Source organism: Variovorax atrisoli (genome assembly GCF_014195185.1).
GTDB lineage: Bacteria > Pseudomonadota > Gammaproteobacteria > Burkholderiales > Burkholderiaceae_C > Variovorax > Variovorax atrisoli.
The window spans coordinates 384,455-402,168 of sequence record NZ_JACIBG010000007.1 but is presented as its reverse complement, the minus strand read 5'-3'; the positions used below and the strand labels follow the sequence as shown (position 1 = coordinate 402,168).

Sequence of the window (17,714 nt, the reverse complement as noted above, 5' to 3'; positions counted from 1 at the left end):
TCTACGACGTCTTGGGGTCAACAAGCACTCTGTTCGAGTGTCCGGTCGTGGCCGCATTGTGCCGCCTCGGTGAACGGCCGGTTCTGGCCGTGCTCTGCCTAATCGTCAGCGAGGCTGTTCTGCACCGATACTTCTTCAACCTCGAAGCTCACCTTGTCGTCGAAATGAACATAAGCGATGACAGTGTCCCAGAACTCGTCCAGCAGCGCCTGTCCATTGCTGTCGAAGTCATTCAGCGCAGATAGGCGCAGCACACCATCCTTTGCTTCGCACCTTACATCTTTCTGCCAAGGGCGCTCGGCGAACTCCGAAAGCATGTCAGGCACCACATCAACGAGCTGAGCTTCCGTTAAACCCATGCAGATTACGGTGACACGATATAAGGGCATCTTCAAAGTCCGCTTCTGGCCGCATTCTGCCGTAGGCGCGCCGCCGTCAGTGGGCCTGCAACAGACAGTCCACCCCTCTTAAGCGGGCTTACTGCTGACGGTCTTCTCACCTATATCGGCAAGGATGTCCTTCGCCAACTCCGCTATTTCCTGATTGGGGTCGGTGGCGTACCCGAACAGTCGCGGGCGCTGCGCGATGACCATGCGCCGCAGTTCTTGAAAAGTTGCCGTCTCATCTGGTCGGTCGAAGTGAACGCAGCGCCAGATAAGCTCAAGGAGTTCAATCGTCAGTTGTTCACCGGCTTGAGGCAAGACGTCGAGAACAAACGGGAGCGCATGAATCGCTACTGACGGAGGGCCGATACCACCCGAAACCAAATCGCACCAGAGGTCGCGGCTTGCAGCGAGTGCAGCAGTCAAGTCGGTACTTGCGAGGCGTTCCAGTACTTCCCCCATCTTGTCCGCTGGGCCGAGGCAGGTCCTGAAATTGCTCCAAGGAATCGCATCCAGTCGCGCCCGAAACGGGGTTTGTGTGAGTTGGGACATGGTGGTTCAATCTCCACGCCTCTCTGACAGGTAAGCCAGAGATAGGGATAGCTTCAAAGTAACTGGCAAGAGGCAAATGACTGGTTGTGGCCGATTGTGCCGCTTCCCGTAGGCCAAACATTGGCCGCGAAAGCTGATGACTGCCCCTGAAAAAGCAGGCGTTGGTTGGGCGTTGCATCAAGGACGGCTGAAGTCCGGCCAGCGCATGCTGAGGCTCCCTCAACTCGATGGGAGACCATCATGGGATCAGTAAACACTGCAACCTGCCAAGTGCCTTGGAACAAGGGCAAGATCGTCGGCCGGAAGGCGCCTTTCAAGCTCAAGGACATCTGGGCACTGCGGGTGCGACTGCAACTGGAGGGCCGAGTGCGCGAGCTCGCTCTCTTCAATTTGGGCCTGGACAGCAAGCTGCGAGGCTGCGATCTTGTTAGCCTGAAGGTCAGGGACGTCTGCCACGGAGAGCAAGTTGCCCCGCGGGCAACAGTGTTGCAACACAAGACGCAGCGTCCGGTGCAGTTTGAGCTCACGCCCGGAACCCGCGAGGCTGTGCAGGCCTGGATCCTCCGCGCCGGACTGCGATCGGACGACTTCCTGTTCCCGAGCCGAATGCACGACTCGCCGCACCTCGGCACCCGGCAGTACGCCCGCATTCTTGGTGGCTGGGTCAGGGAACTCGGGCTGGATCCTGCCGACTACGGAACGCACTCGATGCGACGGACGAAGGCAACGTTGATCTACCGACGGACGAGAAACCTCCGTGCGGTGCAGTTGCTGCTCGGCCACTCCAAGCTTGAGTCGACAGTCAGATATCTGGGCATCGAGGTAGATGACGCCCTAGAGATCTCGGAGCAGACAGAAATCTGAGCGAGCTCGATTTAGTGGCGCAGATCCGTCCGCTTTGCTGTCACAGCGAGGCGGACCGACGCACTGCCAGATGGCTCGATTGCGACGCTTAGCAGACATTCAGCGGGCCATACCGACTGACTGCAACCAGTCTGAAGCAGCCATCGCTAGCGTGTGCAACGCGGTGACACTAGACATCCCGAGATGCGGTGCAAGAGAAATCGCAAGCGCACGCATGGCCCATGCAGGTCGTCAGTTGCTAGACCTTCTGAAGGACGGCAAGGTTCTTCTAATACCCCGTCGCGTCGACATCCGAAGCCTTCCATATCAGCTCAGCAAGCACCGACTCGCGCCTGAATACCCATGCGTACTGCCCTCTAGAGGCAGATCGACTGTTCACCTCGGGACAATCGCACGTGAAAAATAAGGCTGCCCGTGCTGCTCTAACCAAGGGGTACCTGAGCCGGCTTTCGCATACCCCAGAACCGCCATTTCGATCCCCCTCCAGATACCCAACATGGGTCGGATTGAGGCATACTTCTTTGGACACTGTCGGACTGAAGAATACCCCTCCCCAGAGGAGAATATAAAAAAGCCGGCCTCCTTTGGAGGCATCCCACTTGGGTAGCAGGTCCCGTCTCATGACCGCGTTACCTCAAGAAATCATTCCTCAAGTCTCCTCCGTCCAGGCCGTCCTGAAGTCGCACCTGGGCCGCAACCTTCGGGCGATCCATCTCTTCGGCTCGGCCGTGGACGGCGGCTTGAAGCCCGGCAGCGACATCGACCTGATGGTGTCGATCAATGATCCGCTGCCGGAACCGGTCCGGCGCGCTTTGATGACCGATCTGCTGGCGCATTCGGCGTGGCCGGGCAGTTCAGAGACGCTCAGGGCGCTCGAAGTGACGGTCGTCGCGCTGGGCGAGATCGTCCCCTGGCGGTATCCGCCGCGGCGCGAGATGCAGTTCGGCGAATGGCTGCGTGAGGACATCGAGGCCGGGCGCTTCAAGCCCGCCTTGGTCGATCACGACCTTGCCATCCTGATCACCAAACTGCGCCGTCACAGCTCGGCCCTGCTCGGGCCGGCGGCCGCTGAACTGTTCGAGGAGGTGCCGCGTTCCGACTTCAGGAGATCGCTGCTCGACACCATTGCGCAGTGGAACGAGGAGCCTGATTGGCTGGGTGAGGAAAGAAACATCCTCCTGGCACTCGCGCGCATCTGGTTCAGCGCCTGTACCGGCAACATCGTGTCCAAGGACGTCGCTGCGGCGTGGGCAGCGCAACGCCTGCCACCGACCTGTCGCTCGCTGATGGAACGTGCGGCGGCGGCCTATCTCGGGGGCGGGGAGGACGAGCCGGCCTGGGCCCGGATGCCCGTCGCCGAGACCATTCATTTCTGCAAAGGCGAGATCGAGCGAGCGCTGAAGCGGGCGCAGTGATACGCCGTCGCGAAGGCTGCTGAGGGGCGGCTGCCGCACCTCCGATCCTGACACCTGCAGCCGCCGACGTGTCCGCAAACCGGACACATGCTGTCCCCAGACCGTACGTCCGGCCGCAGACCGGATCACGCAAGCTGTTGATTTAAAAGGAAATACACACTGGCACGATGTGTGGTTCATCTCAGGCACCTGACACTTCAAAGGAGCCTTTCATGACACCCCGCTTCACCCTGATCGCCATCGCCGGCCTGCTGTCCGGCAGCGCCGCCTTCGCGCAGATGCCGCCCCCGCCGCCCGCGGGTGTCGTGCCACCGCCGCCCCTGGCCGCCGCGCCGGAGTCCGGCATGACGACGCAAGGCCGCGTCTCGCAATGGCTGGTCAATCCCAACGGCGAGGCCGACGGCCTGCTGCTGGCCGACGGCACGCAGGTCGCCTTCCCGCCGCACCTGTCGGCCTCGGTGATGCAGATGCTGCGGCCCGGCGACACGGTGCGCGTCGCCGGCTGGCGCGCGCCCAACGTGCCGGTGGTGCGCGCACAGACGCTCGAAGCCAACGGCCGCAGCGTGATCGACCAGCCGCCCGCCCCGGGCATGTTCCCGCCCGGCCCGCGCGATCTGGCCGCGCTGTCGGCCATGTCGGCCGGCGGACGCATCGAGCGACTGCTCTACACCGACCGCGGCGACGTGCACGGCGTGATCCTGGCCGACAAGTCCATCGTGCGCTTCCCGCCGCACATCGGCGCGGCCTATGGCGCGATCCTCCAGCCCGGCGCGCAGCTCTTCGCACGCGGCTGGGGAACGCGCGGCGCCAACGGCAGCGCGATCGAGGCGACCAGCCTCGGCCAGAGCGCCGACAGCGTGCGCGAACTCGTGAGCGGGCCTGTCGGCCCCATGGGACCCGCCGGTCAGGTGGGTCCGCGCGGCCCCCGCCACCAGCGCCCGATGGCTCCGGTGCCGCCGGTGCCGCCTGCACCGCAGTTCGCACCGCAGCCTCCCGCCAACTCCTGAGGCCCTGAGCGATGACCTCCCCCGCTCCCTCCTCGCGCAGCGTGCGCGCGCTCGACGCCCTCGCCTTCTTCGCGCCCGACATCCAGGGCGGCGTGGGGCCGTTCCTGGTGATCTTCATGGCCGGCACGCTGGCCTGGGATCCCCAGCGCATCGGCAGCGTGATGTTCGTGTCGGCCCTGGTGGGCCTGGCGGCACAGGCGCCCGCCGGGGCGCTGATCGACAGCGTGCGCCACAAGCCGCGCTGGATCGCGGGGGCGGTGGCACTCATCGCGCTGACGCTGGTGGCGATGGCGAACTGGCCGGGCTATGGGGTGATCCTCGCGGGCCAGTCGCTGATCGGCGCGGCAGGCACGCTGGTCGCGCCCGCGCTCGCGGCCACGAGCCTGGGCATGGTGGGCCGCGCGGGGCTGGACAGCCGCATCGGCCGCAACGCCGCCATCACGGCCGCGGGCACGGTGCTGTGGGCACTGGGCACGGGGGCGGTGAGCCACCTGTACGGCGCGCACGCGATGTTCTTCTATGCGACGGCGATGGCCGTGCCGACCATTGCGGCGGCCCTGCTCATCCGCGACCGCGACATCGATCCGCAACTCGCGCGCGGCGCCGACGCGCAGGACGTGACGCCCGCCGCTGCGGGCGTGCGCACCGCGCGCTGGTACGACCGGCGTCTGGTCGTGCTGCTGGCCTGCGCCTTCCTGTTCCACCTGGCCAACGCCGCGATGCTCACGCTGGTGGCGCAGAAGGTCAGCGCACGGGCCGGCGCATCGGCGGCGCTGTGGATGTCCGCGGGCGTGATCGTCACGCAACTGGTCACCATCCCGATCGGGCTGGCCGTGGGCCGCTGGGCGCCGCGGCTCGCACGCAAGCCTATCTTCCTCGCGGGCTTCGCGGTGCTGCCGCTGCGCGGCCTGCTCTACCTGCTGGCCGACAGCCCTGCGGCACTGCTGGCGCTGCAGGTGCTCGACGGCGTCGGCGCGGGCATCTTCGGCGTGATGCTCACACTCATGATCAGCGACCTGACGCGCGGCAGCGGGCACTTCAACTTCGCGCTGGGCATCGGCGCAGCCTGCGTGGGTCTGGGCGCCGCGCTCAGCAACCTCGTGGCGGGCACGGTCGCCAATGCTGCAGGCTATGGCACGGCCTTCGTCCTGCTCGCGGGCATCGCGGCGGCCGCGCTCGCACTGTTCGCGATCGCGATGCCGGAGACGCGTCGTCCCGGCCAGGCCACCGCAGCCGGTGCCGCCGCACTCGAGGGAGCCACCGCATGAACAGGGATTCCGTATCCGCCACGCTCCACGCGCCGCTGCCCGGCGATGCGCGCGCCACCGAGGAGAACGGCGGCGGCGGCAACGGCCTGCTGTGGGTGCTGGTCGCCGTGGCGGTGCTGTTCGCGTTCCTGCGCCCGCGCGCGCCCATGGACTGGCTGCGCCTGGTCGACTGGCAGACCGTCGGCGCGCTCGCCGGCCTGCTGGCCATCACCCAGGGCGTCGAGAAAAGCGGCATGCTGCAGGCCACCGCCCAGCGCCTGCTCGCCCGCACCCACAACCAGCGCAGCCTCGCGATGCTGCTGACGGCCAGTGCGGCCTTTCTATCCGCGCTGGTCACCAACGACGTGAGCCTGTTCCTGCTGGTGCCGCTCACGCGCGTGCTCGCCACCCAGGCGCACCTGCCGCTGGCGCGGCTGGTGGTGCTGCAGGCGCTCGCGGTGAACGCGGGCTCGGCCCTCACGCCCATCGGCAATCCGCAGAACCTGTACCTCTGGCACCGCTCCGGCGAGGGCTTCGTCGCCTTCATGGGGATGATGGCCCCGACGGTCGCGGTGATGCTGTTCTGGGTCTTCGTGGCGGTGTGGCTGCTGGTGCCGCGCACGCCGATCGAGCTCAAGCCGCAGGCCGAGGCCGCGCCGGTGCGGCCGCGCATGCTGGCGCTGTCGGGGCTGCTGTTCATCGGTTTCGTGATCGCACTCGACCGGCACTGGCTGCTCGCGGGCCTGGGCGTGGTGTTCGGCGTGTTCCTGGTGAGCTATCCGCGCGTGCTGCGCGGCATCGACTGGGCGCTGCTGGCGATCATCGCGCTGATGTTCGTGGACCTGCGCCAGCTCGCGCAGCTGCCCGCGGTGGTGTCGCTGCTGGGCCACTGGCCGATCACCGAGGGCTGGCGCGCGTACCTCGCTGCCATCATCACCTCGCAGTTCATCAGCAACGTGCCGGCCGCGATCCTGCTGGACGGCCACGTGCGCGACCTGCCCGCGCTGGCGGCCGGGGTGAGCGTGGGTGGCTTCGGCTGTGTGCTGGGCTCGCTGGCCAACCTGATCGCGCTGCGGCTGGCGAAGCTGCCCCATGGGCTGAGCGAGTTCCATCGCATCAGCATTCCGTTCCTGGTCGTCTGCGCAGCATCGGCGCTGCTGCTGCGGCTGGGGTGATCTTTCGTCCTGACTCTCACATCAACAAAGGAAGAAACCATGCCTCATCACAACCCCCACGAAACCGTCGACGTCTGGTCTGTCGAAGGCCGCTTCGCGCACTACCTCTACAGCCCCAAGGGCGGCATCGAGGGAATGCTCATCGAGACCGACGGCATCCCCACGCAGTTCGTCTTCGAGCGCCACGGCGAAGGCCTGCCTGCGCAGCTCGCGGACATCCGCGCCGGCCAGGCACTGGTCGTCGAAGGCATCGAATCGCCGCCGTCTCCCAAGGGCGAGGCCGCGCACACGGTGTACCGGTTCGAGCGGCTCGCCGCGATCGACGGCAAGCCGCTGCCCGAAGCACAGCCCGACGACAGCGTCGACGGGCGCGTGGCGCGCATCCACTATGCGCGCCACGGCGAAGCCAACGGCGTCGTGCTCGACAACGGAGACTTCGTCCACACGCGGCCCCAGGGCTTCGCGCAGCTGAACCTGAAAGTCGGCGACCGGGTGCAGGCCGAGGGCCGGGTCCGGCCGCTCGCCACAGGCGAAGGGCGCGTGGTGGAGGCCGCGCGGGTCAACGACATCGACCTGGAATGAGCATGCTCTCCGCTGCCGGGCAGTCCGGCATTCGGCTGCTCCAGCTGAATGCCGGACCTTCGGCGGGGAATGCGTGACGGAAAAAAATCGAACCGGGTCCGCTACCGCAAGGCGGCGCGATATCGCTCAGGCAGACGCGACCGCTCAGCGAGTGTCCCGGCGCAGGAACACATGCGTGGCGCGCTCGCCTGCGACCTGCCTGTCGCAGCGGTAGCCCAGCGCCGGCAGGTCGAGCCCCTCGAACAGCGCCTCGCCCTTGCCCAGCAGCACCGGCCGCACGGCAAGGTGCAGCTCGTCGATCAGGCCGGCCTTAAGATATTCACGCACCGTCGCCACGCCGCCGCCCACGCGCACGTCGCGCTCGCCCGCCGCGGCGCGCGCCTGCGCCAGCGCCTCGTGGATGCCACCGGTGATGAAGTGGAAGGTGGTGCCGCCCTTCATGGTCAGCGGCGCGCGGGCATGGTGCGTGAGCACGAAGACCGGCACGTGGTAGGGCGGCTCGTCGCCCCACCAGCCCTTCCAGCTTTTGTCGGGCCAGGGGCCGCGCACCGGCCCGAACATGTTGCGCCCGAGAATCCAGGCGCCCATCTCGGCGAAGCCCTGTTCGGCGATCTGGTTGTCGATGCCGGTCTCGCCGGCCCCGCCCGTCTTCTGCATCTGCTGCCAGACGCGCGTGGGAAAGAACCAGTCCATGAGCTCCGGCCCGCGGATGCCCAGTGGGTTCTCCAGGCTCTGCTGCGGACCGGCGGCATAGCCGTCGAGCGAAACGCCGAAACTGCGTACGAGCAATCGGGTCATGCGTGCGTCTCCTGTGGAGGGAAAGCGGCAGTCTACGCGGACGCTGAGCTGACCGGCCTGCACCTGCGGGCTGCGCCGCAGCGCATCACGCGCGCCCGGCCTGCGGGCCTGGAGGACCAAACCAGGTAGACATCGCCTCGTGGAGGCCATCCGATGTTCCCTCGCCCACCCATGCCACGTGCCCGTCGGGCCTGATCAGCACCGCCGCGGGCGCGCCGACAGTGCCGATCGCGGGCAGCTCCCAGGGGCCGTCGTACCTGCCGTGAACCAGCCTGACGCGGCCCGACCACGGCGCGACATCGAGACGCCCCGGCGTCGCCAAGTCCAGCAGCACGGGCCGCGCGTCGTGCAGCAGCGCGAACACGCGCACGGGGCCTTCGGGGGTGACCAGGTCGAGGTCGGGCATGCGGCGGCCGACCAGGGGGTGCGTCCCTGGCAGGTCGTAGCGGATGCCCAGTCCGGACATCTCGGCGGCGATGCGCTTGCGCGGCTCCTCCATGCCGAGCAGCTCCAGCACGACTTCGCGCAGCGCCTCGGTGCGATCGTCGGTGCGCTGAAGGGCGACCTGCGCCATCGTCGTGCGCAGCACGCGTGCCGCGACCGGGTGCCGCTCGCGGTGATAGGTGTCGAGCAGGCTGTCGGGCGAAACGCCCTTGACCACCTGGGCGAGCTTCCACCCGAGGTTCACCGCGTCCTGCACGCCCGTGTTGAGGCCCTGACCGCCCACGGGCGAGTGCACGTGCGCGGCATCGCCGGCCAGCAGGACGCGGCCCCTGCGGTAGCTCTCGGCCTGGCGCGACATGTCGGTGAACCGGGAGATCCACTTCATGTCGTGGATTCCGTAGTCGGTACCGCACAGCTCGACGAGCGCCGAGCGGAGGTCGTCGAGCGTGGGCTCGGCCGTGGCATTGGCTGTTTCTTCAGTCACCATCACGCCGATCGGCCCCTCCTGCGCATAGACGATCTTGCCGTCGCGGATCTCGTACTGCTCCCTGCTGAAGGCATGGATGCCGCGGGCCGTGCGATGCACGCCCAGCGGCGGCTCCTCGGTCATCTCCGCCTCGGCGAGGATGCTGCTGGTCGTCGCCTCCCATCCCGGAAACGCGATGCCGGCCGTCTTGCGCACGAGGCTGCGGCCGCCGTCGCAGCCGACGAGATACGCGGCACGCAACGCTTCGCCCCCGGAAAGCTCGATGGTGACGCCCGCCTCGTCCTGCACGAAGCCCGCGAGGTCGTGCCCCCGGTAGATCGGCACCGCGAGCTCGTCGATCCACGCGGCGAGGATGCGCTCGATGTGCTTCTGCCTGAGCGCCAGCCCGTAGTTGTGCCGGGTCGGGAAGTCGCTGATGTCCAGTCGGGTGACGGAGAAGCCCGTGACCTGGGCCTTCTGCCCCTGCGCGAGGAACCGCTCGACGATGCCGCGCTGGTCCAGGACCTCGAGCGAGCGCGAGCTCAGGCCGCCGGCGCGCGAGCCTGCAAGCGCCTGGTCCGGGCGGCGCTCGACGATGGCGACGTCGACGCCTGCCAGGGCCAGCTCGCCGGCGAGCATCAAGCCCGTCGGCCCCGCGCCGGCGATCACGACTGCATGTTCTTTCATCCGTGAATCCTTTTTCATTTGCTCACAAGTGAATGGGAGGTGAACGGCAATGGTTGCCCGGACATGCGCGAAGGATCGCGGGCGCCGCAGCAGGCCGTGGCGCAGTGACATTTGGGAACGTTCTTCACCGTCGCGATGTGCGCGGTATCGGGTCGCCGTCCGTTGGAAGCGCATCAGGGCGATTCCCGCCCTCTGGAGTTGAAAAATGATTCTCTCGCGAACCGTCTTCAAGCTCGCCGCTGCAGGCCTCGTTGCCGCCGGCGCCCTGACCGTCGCCGCATCGGCCAACGCCGGCACCAGCTGGTCCGTCGGCATCAACGTCCCCGGCGTGGTCGTGAGCGAGCCGGCGCCGGTCTACTACGAGCCGGCTCCCGTCTACACCCATCCGGCGCCGACCTACTACCAGGCTCCGCGGCCGGTCTACTCCGTTCCGCCGCCCGTCTACTACGACCCGGCCGCGCGCTGGGAGGAACGTCGCGCCGAACGCTGGGAAGAGCGCCGTGCCGAGCGTCGCGAATGGCGCCGCCGCCAGTGGGAGCGCGAGCAGTACCGCCGCTACTACGAGGATCGCGACTGAGGCCGGCCGTCTCGCGCGCAGGGCCGCCTCCTCGGCACCTGCGCTTCAGCCCTGCGCGGGCAACGGCTTCGTGAGCGCCGCGGGCGCGACCTGTCGACCGACCAGCCCGCCCACCGCCAGCAGCGCGAGCACGTAGGGCAAGGCGATCAGCAGGGCGCTGGGCACCTCGATGCCCATCGCTGGAAGCTGGAACTGCAGCGCAGTGGCGGCTCCGAAGAGGCAGCAGGCCATCACGGTCCGACCGAGGCGCCAGTTGCCGAAGATCACCGCCGCGATCGCCAGGTAGCCGGCGCCGCCGGTCATGCCTTCCGTGAAGGTGTGGATGTCACCGATCGACAGGAAGCAGCCCGCCAGCGCGGACATGAAGCCGGTGAACAGCACGGCGCCGTAGCGGATGCGGCTCACCTTCAACCCCGAATGGCTCCCCGCCTGCGGCGACGTGCCCGCGGCATGGATCGCCAAGCCGAGCGCGGTGGCGCGCATCACCCAGCCCACGAGCACGATCAGCACGATGGCGGCATAGAGCAGCCATGCCTGCCGGAAGACCTGCTCGCCCAGGTGCGGGATCTCCGACAGCCCGGGCGGTGCCCACTTGTCCAGGCCCGGGATCTCGGCGCGCGAGCGGCTGCCGAAGATCGCCCGGTAACCCAGGGTTGTCGCGCCGAGTACCAGGATGTTGATGCCGATGCCGGTGACGATCTGGTTGGCGCGCAGCGTGATGCTCAGGAAGGCCTGCAGCCACGCGATGGGCAGCACGCACAGCACGCCGCAGAGCAGGCCGAGCAACGGCGAGCCGGTGGCCCACGAGGCCGTGGCGCCTGCGAAGGCGCCGGCCAGCATGAGGCCCTCCACGCTCATGTTGAGCACGCCGGCCCGTTCGCTCACGAGCTCGCCACTGGCGGCGAGCAGCAGCGGCGCGGCGAGCCGGATGCTCGAGCCGACGAAGACGGCGGCCAGTTCGGGATCGATCATTTGCGTCGCGCCTCCATGCGCTGGATGCCGATGGCTGCCCCGGCGAGCGTCACGATGATGAGACCCTGGATCACCACGACCAGGGCGGTGGGCACCTGCGCCACCATTTCCATGTTGATCCCGCCCGAACGCAGGAAGCCGAAGAGCAGCGAGCCCGCGACCACGCCGGTCGCGCTGCCGCGTGCGAGCAGGCCCACCACAAGGCCGTCGAAGCCGTAGCCCGACGAGAAGCCGGCCTTGAGCGTGTACTGCTCGCCCTGCAGCATGAAGGCGCCGGCCAGTCCGCCGAAGGCGCCGGCTGCGCAGAGCGCGCCGATGGCGAGGCGGTCGATGGGCATGCCGGCGCGGCGGGCCGCACGCGGGTTGAGGCCGGTCGCGCGCAGCTGCAGTCCCGTCACCGTGCGGTTGAGCAGCAGCGCCACCGCCACCGCCAGCACCACCCCGATCAGCAGGCCGACGTGCAGCGGCGTACCCGCATCACCGGTGAGCAGCGGCAGCTGGGTCGCCACCGGGATCTCCAGCGACTCGGGCAGCGTCGCGCTGCTCGTCATCGGCCGGCGCAGCAGGTGCTCGGACTGCACGCTGCCGTACACCATCCAGATGGCGATGAATGACAGCAGCAAGGTCGCGATGACCTCGTTGGTGCCCATCTTGACGCGCAGGACGCCGGCGATGCCGCCCCAGAGCGCGCCCGCCGCGCAGGCGCCGAGCATCGGAACGACGAAGGCAAGCCCCCACGGCAGCTGCGCCACGGGTGGCCACAGCGCGAGCGCCGTGGCCGTGATGCCGCCGACGGCAATCTGCCCTTCTCCGCCCACGTTCGTGAGGTTCGCGCGCTCGGCCAGGATGAAACCCAGGCCGACCAGCATGAGCACCAGCGCACGGTTGATCGAGGCAGCCAGCGCATAGGACGAGCCCCAGGCGCCGTCCGCGAATGCGGCGACCGCATCGCCCACGGGCACGCCGAGCGCGGCGATCAGCAAGGCACCGACGCCGAAGGCCAGCAGCACGGCGGCTGCCGAGACCTGCAGGGCGGGGGTCGGCCTGAGCCGCGACCAGGCAAGTACAGGACCGCTCATGGGGCGACCTCCTCTGCAACATCTTCCTTGTCACGGTGCCCGGCCATCCAGGCACCGATGCGCGCGCGGTCGGCGCCCGCCGTGGGGCATGCGCCCATCACCCGGCCCCGGTAGAGCACCAGCACGCGGTCGGCGACGCTCAGCAGTTCGTCGAGCTCCGACGAGATGAGCAGCACGCCGACCCCGCGGTCAGCGGCGGCCCGGATGTGGCCGTAGACGGCCTCGACCGCGCCGACATCCAGGCCGCGCGTGGGCTGCGCCGCCAGCAGGAAGCGCAGGCCCTCGAGCGTGAGCTCGCGCGCGAGCACCGCCTTCTGCTGGTTGCCGCCCGAAAGGCCTCCGAATAGCACGTCGGGGCTGGCGGCGCGCACGTCGTAGCGCTGCATGAGGTCGAGCGCCTCGCGGCGCATGGCCGCGCGGTCGAGGAGGCCGAAGCGCCGGAACCGGTCCAGGCGGTCGAGCATGATGTTCTCTGCGACGTTCATGCCTGTCACGCAGGCCAGCGCGTGCCGGTCTTCGGGCACCACGCCGCAGCCTGCGGCGCTGAGCTGGCGCGGCGTGGCGCGCGTCATCTCGTCGCCGCAGACGAAATAGCGCCCCTCGGTGGGACGCAGCATTCCCGAAAGCACCGCGCCCAGCTCGCTCTGACCATTGCCCTCGACGCCGGCGATGGCCACGATCTCGCCCGGCTCCACCAGCAGGGTGAAGTTGTCTAGGCGCACCACGCCATCGGCGTCGCGCACGGTGAGGCCGTCGGCCAGCAGCGCCGCCTCGCGCGTCGGGCTGCCCGGTGCCGGCCGGGACGCACGAGACGCCCGAACCGGCGCGGCGGCAGGCGCCTGCAGGTCGCGCTGGATCATCGCGCGCACCAGCGCGTCAATGTCCTGTGCGGGCGCGTCCGAGCGCGCCACCACGCGGCCGCCGCGCAGCACGGTCGCACGCCGCGCAACGCGCTGGATCTCCGCCAGCTTGTGGGTGACCAGCACCACGCCGCAGCCCTGCTGCGCCACGCGCGTGCACACCGAGAGCAATGCCTCGATCTCCTGCGGCAGCAGCACGGCGGTGGGCTCGTCGAGCACCAGCAGGCGCGGCTCGCGCACCAGGCACTTCACGATTTCCACGCGCTGGCGCTCGCCCACCGACAGGTCCTGCACCTTCGCATGCGGATCGAGCGCGAGCCCGTAGCGCTCCCGCATCGCGGCGATGCGCGCCGCGCCGGCCTTGCGGTCAAGCACGCCGCGCACCTGGCCGAGCAGCAGGTTGTCGAGCACCGTCATGTCGGGCACGAGGCTGAAGTGCTGGTGGACCATCGCGATGCCGTGCGAAAGGGCATCCGCCGGCGAGCGCGGGCGAAACGTCTCGCCGGCCAGCGTCATCTCGCCCGCGTCCGCGGCGTGCACGCCGAAGACGAGATTGCACAGCGTGGACTTGCCGGCGCCGTTCTCGCCCAGCAGGCAGTGGACCTCGCCGGGATGGAGCGCCAGCGAGACGTCCTGCAGCGCCTGCAGCGCGCCGAAGCGCTTGGACAGCCCCTCCAGCTTCAGCAGCGGCGCGGCGACCGGGGCTGCGGCAAGCCCCGGGCCGCCGTCGCTGATGCCGTCATGGAGGCCGATGGCTTGGCGCTCGTGCATCAGCCCTCCAGCACCTTGATCTTGCCGGACAGGATGTCCTTCTTGATCTGCTCGAGCTTGGCCTTCTGTTCGTCGGTCGCCCCGCAGATGACCATGTCCGACGCGTTCGGCCCCATGGCCAGTCCGAAGGGCTTGTAGCCGGCCTTCCAGGTACCGCCGACGGCCTCCTTGATGGCGTACTGCACCTGGTAGCCGACGCCGGTGATGCTGTAGGCGGGATAGAGCGGATCGGTGCCGCAGCGGTTGGTGTAGCTGCCGATGATCTTCGTGCCCTTCTCCTTGGCCGCCTGCTCCATGCCGCGCAGGCCGAGGTTCAGGATGTGATAGTGCACGTCGGCGCCCTGCGCGATGGCCGCCAGCGTGGCTTCCTTGGCCTTGGCCACGTTGTCGAAGTCGCCGGTGTAGTTCTCGAAGTACTTGATGCCGGGCTTGATGTACCTGGCGCCGTTGCCGAACTCCTTGCCGGCGTTGACGATGGACGGGATCTCCATGCCGCCCACGTAGCTCACCGCGCCGTTCTTCGAGAGCATCGCAGCGGCGGCGCCCGCGACGAAGGCGATCTCGGCCTGCTTGACGTCGTAGCCGGCCACGTTGGCCGTCTCCTCGGCCTTGTTGCCGCCGACGATCGAGAAGTGCGTCTTGGGGAAGCGCTTGGCCACCTTGAGCACGGCCGCCTGGGTCTGGCCGCCGACGCCGATCACGAGCGCGTTCTTGCTGGCCAGGTTGGTCAGCGCCTGCTCCATGTCGGCGTAGTTGATGTTCTCGATCATCTGCACCTTGATCCTGGCACCGTACTCCTTCTGTGCGGCCACGAGGCCGTCGTAGCCGGACTCCATCCATCCCTTGTCCGACTTGGAACCGGGAATGAGGATGCCGACCGCGATCGGATCGGCGGCCGAGGCCGGCAGGCTCAGCACGAGGGTGGTGAAGGCGCTGACGCCTGCGAGGACGGCGGCGCGGCGGGAGAGGGACGGAATCTGCATGGCATGCCTTTCGCTAGTTGGAGGGTTAAGTAACTAATCAATTACTTACCGACAACGCATCGCAATAACAGTGCCAGTGAATTCGCCGATTTTTTGCCGCATATCGGTGCGGCGACCGCAACGAATGCACCAGCCTGCGGCGATGCGCCCTTCGCCCGCACACCACCGGAGCCTTTGATGAAACGCCACCCCTATCTTCCCGATGCCCGGCCCGACGGCGCCCTGGGCCTGGGCCAGCAGTACTACTGGGTCGCCAGCGAGCGCGAGGTCGACATGTCCGTGGAGCCGCCCGCGCCGCTGCGCGCCCGGGTGCAGGCGCAGCCGCAGAACGTGGTGCTCGACCTGCGCCGCACGGCCATCGTCATCATCGACCTGCAGAACGACTTCTGCACCGAGGGCGGATGGGTCGACCACATCGGCGGCAACTACGCGGCGGACCGCACGCCGATCGCGCCGCTGCAGAAGCTGCTGCCCGGGCTGCGCCGTGCCGGCGTGCCGGTCGTCTGGGTCAACTGGGGCAACCGCCCGGACCTGGCCAACATGCCGCCCAACCAGATCCATCTGTACAAGAACAGCGGCACGGGCGTCGGCCTGGGCGACCCGCTGCCCGGCGGCAAGGGCCACGTGCTGCAGAAGGACTCGTGGGCCGCGGCCATCGTGGACGAGCTCGCACCGCACGAGGGCGACTTCCTGGTCGACAAGCACCGCATCAGCGGCTTCTGGGACACGCCGCTGGACAGCATCCTGCGCAACCTCGGGGTGCGCAGCATCCTCTTCGCGGGCTGCAACACCGACCAGTGCGTGCTGCACACGCTCACCGACGCCAACTTCCTGGGCTACGGCTGCGTGATGCTGAGCGACTGCTGCGCCACGAGCTCGCCGGACTTCTGCACCGAGGCGACGATCTGGAACGTCAAGAAGTGCTTCGGCTTCGTGACCGACTCGGCCGCCGTGCTCGCGGCGCTGCCCGCCTGATGCACACGGCGACAGCGCACGGATCGGGCGGCTGGATGCCCGGCCCCCGCTGCGAGCGGCCCGCCACCGGCAATGGCGCGCTGAATGGGGTGCGCCTGGGCGTGAAGGACCTGATCGACATCGCAGGCGCAGTCACCGGCGGCGGTAACCCGGACTGGGCCGCCAGCCACGCGCCGGCCGTGCACGACGCGCCCTGCGTGGCCGCGCTGCGTGGCGCAGGCGCGCGGGTCGTCGGCAAGACGATCAGCGACGAACTCGCCTTCAGCCTGGAGGGCGAGAACGCCCACTACGGCACGCCGCGCCATCCGCGCGACCCCGATCGGCTGCCCGGTGGGTCGTCCAGCGGCAGCGCCGCCGCGGTCGCATGGGCGGAGGTCGACCTGGCGCTGGGCACCGACACGGGCGGCTCGGTGCGCGTGCCGGCGGCGTTCTGCGGGGTCGCCGCGATGCGGCCCACGCACGGCCGGATCCCGCTCGACGGGGTTTTACCCTTCGCACCGAGCTACGACACGGTGGGGTGGTTCGCGCGCGATGCCGACCTGCTGCGCCGCGCCGGGCAGGCGCTGCTCGGCACCGAAGCCCGCATCGGCGGCGACCGGTCCGCGCCGCCCCTGCGCCTGTGCGTGGCCACGGACGCACTGGCGCTGGCGGAGCCCGCGGTGCGCGAGCCGCTGGCCGCGTGGGCCCGCCTGATGCGCATCGACAGCGAGCGCAGCGCCTATGGCGGCGGCGACTGGCGCGACTGGTTCGAAGCCTATGCCGTGCTCCAGGGCCTGGAGATCCAGGCCCACGTCGGCCCGTGGATCCACCGACGGCGGCCGCGTTTCGGCGCCGCCATCGCGCCACGCTTCGAGGCGGCACTGGCGCTCGATGCCGCGCAGGGAACGCGCTGGAGCGACTGGCGCGCGCAGGCCGCCGCGCGGCTGGCGCAGAGGATGGACCCCGACGAGGCATGGCTGATTCCCGCCGCACCCTGCCTTGCGCTGTCGCGCCGGGCCGATGCGGCTCAGCGCGACGCCTTCTACGAGCGCGCACTGGCGCTCGGCGCGGTGGCCGGCCATGCGGGCCTGCCGCAGGTGGTGTTTCCGCTGCCGGCTGCCGAGGGCCTGCCGCCTTGCGCATCCTTCATCTCGGCCAGGGGCAATGACGAACGGCTGCTCGAACTTGCCGCGACACTAGCGCCTGCATTCCCATCCACACCATGAGCAAACTTTCCCCACGGCAGGCGCCGGCCCAGGAGACGATCGCGCGGCGCGACGCCGCACTCACGCGCGCGAAGCTCCTGGAAGCCGCGATCGACGAGTTCTCGAACGAGGGCTACAGCGGCGCGCGCACCGAACGCATCGCACGGCTCGCCGGCACGAACATCCGCATGCTGTACCACTACTTCGGGAGCAAGGACGACCTGTACGTCGCCGTGCTCGAAGCGGTGATGGCCGACCTGCGGCACGAAGAACTCCGGCTGGACCCTGAGGCCGAGGAGCCGCTGACCGGCCTGCTGCACATCGCCGATTTCGTGGACCACCACTTCGCGACGCACCCGCGGCTGCGCAAGCTGCTGGCCTTCGAGAACCTCAACGAGGCGCGGCATCTCGCGCGCTCGAACCGGATCCCGGAGATGTCGTCGCCGGTGATCGCGCTGATCCGCCGCCTGCTCGTGCGCGGGGTGGCGGCCGGCGTCGTGCGCAGCGGCATCGATGCGCTGCACCTGTACGTGGCGATGGTGAGCCTGTCGTACTACGGCCGCGCCCATGCGTTCACGCTGTCGCGCATCTTCAACAAGGACCTGCAGGCCGCGGCCTGGCAGAAGGCGCACCAGAAGATGACCCGCCAGATGGTGGCGGCCTTCCTGACGCAGGCGCCATGAACGAACTTCC

Annotated in this window: 18 protein-coding genes; 10 read left to right on the top strand and 8 right to left on the bottom strand. The window is 68.7% G+C overall.

Going from position 1 to position 17,714, the window contains the following annotated elements; translation table 11 throughout:
• Window positions 1-98: 98 nt before the first annotated feature.
• Both FHY06_RS25000 and FHY06_RS24995 read right to left on the bottom strand, forming a co-directional pair.
• Window positions 99-359: a hypothetical protein gene (locus FHY06_RS25000; RefSeq protein WP_184606646.1), complete on the bottom strand. Its 261-nt coding sequence runs from the start codon at window positions 357-359 to the stop codon at window positions 99-101.
• Window positions 360-467: 108 nt separating this feature from the next.
• Window positions 468-935 carry a hypothetical protein gene (locus FHY06_RS24995; RefSeq protein ID WP_184606645.1) on the bottom strand — a complete coding sequence of 156 codons (468 nt, stop codon included), beginning with the start codon at window positions 933-935 and terminating at the stop codon, window positions 468-470.
• Between the two features lie 240 nt (window positions 936-1,175).
• Here FHY06_RS24995 and FHY06_RS24990 point away from each other — a divergent pair, with 240 nt between their 5' ends.
• The 6 genes from FHY06_RS24990 to FHY06_RS24965 all read left to right on the top strand — a co-directional run bounded on the left by FHY06_RS24990 (window position 1,176) and on the right by FHY06_RS24965 (window position 7,225).
• Entirely contained in the window at window positions 1,176-1,799 is a 624-nt protein-coding gene (locus FHY06_RS24990; protein WP_184606644.1) for a tyrosine-type recombinase/integrase, read from the top strand.
• Between the two features lie 620 nt (window positions 1,800-2,419).
• Entirely contained in the window at window positions 2,420-3,214 is a 795-nt protein-coding gene (locus FHY06_RS24985; protein ID WP_184606643.1) for an aminoglycoside adenylyltransferase family protein, read from the top strand.
• 212 nt (window positions 3,215-3,426) lie between these two features.
• Window positions 3,427-4,221: a hypothetical protein gene (locus FHY06_RS24980; RefSeq protein WP_132802014.1), complete on the top strand. Its 795-nt coding sequence runs from the start codon at window positions 3,427-3,429 to the stop codon at window positions 4,219-4,221.
• An 11-nt stretch (window positions 4,222-4,232) separates the two neighbouring features.
• Window positions 4,233-5,489 (top strand): MFS transporter, encoded by a 1,257-nt coding sequence (locus FHY06_RS24975; protein WP_184606642.1) that lies wholly within the window; start codon window positions 4,233-4,235, stop codon window positions 5,487-5,489.
• Entirely contained in the window at window positions 5,486-6,643 is a 1,158-nt protein-coding gene (locus FHY06_RS24970; RefSeq protein WP_260310648.1) for an SLC13 family permease, read from the top strand. Before FHY06_RS24975 ends, FHY06_RS24970 begins: the two co-directional genes overlap by 4 nt.
• Before the next feature lie 39 nt (window positions 6,644-6,682).
• On the top strand, window positions 6,683-7,225 hold the full coding sequence (locus FHY06_RS24965; protein WP_184606641.1) for a hypothetical protein: 543 nt from the start codon (window positions 6,683-6,685) through the stop codon (window positions 7,223-7,225).
• Between the two features lie 144 nt (window positions 7,226-7,369).
• On the opposite strand, the gene FHY06_RS24960 is transcribed toward FHY06_RS24965, so the two are convergent.
• Window positions 7,370-8,023, bottom strand: a complete 654-nt coding sequence (locus tag FHY06_RS24960; protein ID WP_184606640.1) for a dihydrofolate reductase family protein — start codon at window positions 8,021-8,023, stop codon at window positions 7,370-7,372.
• Between the two features lie 85 nt (window positions 8,024-8,108).
• On the bottom strand, window positions 8,109-9,620 hold the full coding sequence (locus FHY06_RS24955; RefSeq protein WP_184606639.1) for an FAD-dependent monooxygenase: 1,512 nt from the start codon (window positions 9,618-9,620) through the stop codon (window positions 8,109-8,111).
• Window positions 9,621-9,825: 205 nt separating this feature from the next.
• Here FHY06_RS24955 and FHY06_RS24950 point away from each other — a divergent pair, with 205 nt between their 5' ends.
• Window positions 9,826-10,197 carry a hypothetical protein gene (locus tag FHY06_RS24950; RefSeq protein WP_126186038.1) on the top strand — a complete coding sequence of 124 codons (372 nt, stop codon included), beginning with the start codon at window positions 9,826-9,828 and terminating at the stop codon, window positions 10,195-10,197.
• Window positions 10,198-10,242: 45 nt separating this feature from the next.
• On the opposite strand, the gene FHY06_RS24945 is transcribed toward FHY06_RS24950, so the two are convergent.
• The 4 genes from FHY06_RS24945 to FHY06_RS24930 are packed head-to-tail and all read right to left on the bottom strand — an operon-like array spanning window position 10,243 to window position 14,862.
• Window positions 10,243-11,169, bottom strand: coding sequence for an ABC transporter permease (locus FHY06_RS24945; RefSeq protein WP_184606638.1), 927 nt, complete (start codon window positions 11,167-11,169; stop codon window positions 10,243-10,245).
• On the bottom strand, window positions 11,166-12,248 hold the full coding sequence (locus tag FHY06_RS24940; protein ID WP_184606637.1) for an ABC transporter permease: 1,083 nt from the start codon (window positions 12,246-12,248) through the stop codon (window positions 11,166-11,168). Before FHY06_RS24940 ends, FHY06_RS24945 begins: the two co-directional genes overlap by 4 nt.
• The gene (locus FHY06_RS24935; protein ID WP_184606636.1) at window positions 12,245-13,879 is read right to left on the bottom strand and encodes an ABC transporter ATP-binding protein; all 1,635 of its coding nucleotides are present in this window, start codon (window positions 13,877-13,879) and stop codon (window positions 12,245-12,247) included. Before FHY06_RS24935 ends, FHY06_RS24940 begins: the two co-directional genes overlap by 4 nt.
• Entirely contained in the window at window positions 13,879-14,862 is a 984-nt protein-coding gene (locus FHY06_RS24930; protein WP_019657321.1) for a BMP family protein, read from the bottom strand. The genes FHY06_RS24935 and FHY06_RS24930 overlap by 1 nt, the downstream gene beginning before the upstream one ends.
• Window positions 14,863-15,039: 177 nt before the next feature.
• Between FHY06_RS24930 and FHY06_RS24925 the strand changes: the two genes are divergently transcribed.
• The 3 genes from FHY06_RS24925 to FHY06_RS24915 are packed head-to-tail and all read left to right on the top strand — an operon-like array spanning window position 15,040 to window position 17,704.
• Window positions 15,040-15,837, top strand: a complete 798-nt coding sequence (locus FHY06_RS24925) for a cysteine hydrolase family protein (RefSeq protein WP_019657322.1) — start codon at window positions 15,040-15,042, stop codon at window positions 15,835-15,837.
• Window positions 15,837-17,042 carry an amidase gene (locus tag FHY06_RS24920; protein ID WP_260310647.1) on the top strand — a complete coding sequence of 402 codons (1,206 nt, stop codon included), beginning with the start codon at window positions 15,837-15,839 and terminating at the stop codon, window positions 17,040-17,042. The genes FHY06_RS24925 and FHY06_RS24920 overlap by 1 nt, the downstream gene beginning before the upstream one ends.
• Entirely contained in the window at window positions 17,039-17,704 is a 666-nt protein-coding gene (locus tag FHY06_RS24915) for a TetR/AcrR family transcriptional regulator (protein WP_019657324.1), read from the top strand. The genes FHY06_RS24920 and FHY06_RS24915 overlap by 4 nt, the downstream gene beginning before the upstream one ends.
• Window positions 17,705-17,714: the final 10 nt, after the last annotated feature.

Bases quoted from the DNA above. Each gene is read 5' to 3' on its own strand.
- FHY06_RS25000 (WP_184606646.1), bottom strand. From the start codon at position 359: ATGGGTTTAACGGAAGCTCAGCTCGTTGATGTGGTGCCTGACATGCTT.
- FHY06_RS24995 (WP_184606645.1), bottom strand. From the start codon at position 935: ATGTCCCAACTCACACAAACCCCGTTTCGGGCGCGACTGGATGCGATT.
- FHY06_RS24990 (WP_184606644.1), top strand. From the start codon at position 1,176: ATGGGATCAGTAAACACTGCAACCTGCCAAGTGCCTTGGAACAAGGGC.
- FHY06_RS24985 (WP_184606643.1), top strand. From the start codon at position 2,420: ATGACCGCGTTACCTCAAGAAATCATTCCTCAAGTCTCCTCCGTCCAG.
- FHY06_RS24980 (WP_132802014.1), top strand. From the start codon at position 3,427: ATGACACCCCGCTTCACCCTGATCGCCATCGCCGGCCTGCTGTCCGGC.
- FHY06_RS24975 (WP_184606642.1), top strand. From the start codon at position 4,233: ATGACCTCCCCCGCTCCCTCCTCGCGCAGCGTGCGCGCGCTCGACGCC.
- FHY06_RS24970 (WP_260310648.1), top strand. From the start codon at position 5,486: ATGAACAGGGATTCCGTATCCGCCACGCTCCACGCGCCGCTGCCCGGC.
- FHY06_RS24965 (WP_184606641.1), top strand. From the start codon at position 6,683: ATGCCTCATCACAACCCCCACGAAACCGTCGACGTCTGGTCTGTCGAA.
- FHY06_RS24960 (WP_184606640.1), bottom strand. From the start codon at position 8,023: ATGACCCGATTGCTCGTACGCAGTTTCGGCGTTTCGCTCGACGGCTAT.
- FHY06_RS24955 (WP_184606639.1), bottom strand. From the start codon at position 9,620: ATGAAAGAACATGCAGTCGTGATCGCCGGCGCGGGGCCGACGGGCTTG.
- FHY06_RS24950 (WP_126186038.1), top strand. From the start codon at position 9,826: ATGATTCTCTCGCGAACCGTCTTCAAGCTCGCCGCTGCAGGCCTCGTT.
- FHY06_RS24945 (WP_184606638.1), bottom strand. From the start codon at position 11,169: ATGATCGATCCCGAACTGGCCGCCGTCTTCGTCGGCTCGAGCATCCGG.
- FHY06_RS24940 (WP_184606637.1), bottom strand. From the start codon at position 12,248: ATGAGCGGTCCTGTACTTGCCTGGTCGCGGCTCAGGCCGACCCCCGCC.
- FHY06_RS24935 (WP_184606636.1), bottom strand. From the start codon at position 13,879: ATGCACGAGCGCCAAGCCATCGGCCTCCATGACGGCATCAGCGACGGC.
- FHY06_RS24930 (WP_019657321.1), bottom strand. From the start codon at position 14,862: ATGCAGATTCCGTCCCTCTCCCGCCGCGCCGCCGTCCTCGCAGGCGTC.
- FHY06_RS24925 (WP_019657322.1), top strand. From the start codon at position 15,040: ATGAAACGCCACCCCTATCTTCCCGATGCCCGGCCCGACGGCGCCCTG.
- FHY06_RS24920 (WP_260310647.1), top strand. From the start codon at position 15,837: ATGCACACGGCGACAGCGCACGGATCGGGCGGCTGGATGCCCGGCCCC.
- FHY06_RS24915 (WP_019657324.1), top strand. From the start codon at position 17,039: ATGAGCAAACTTTCCCCACGGCAGGCGCCGGCCCAGGAGACGATCGCG.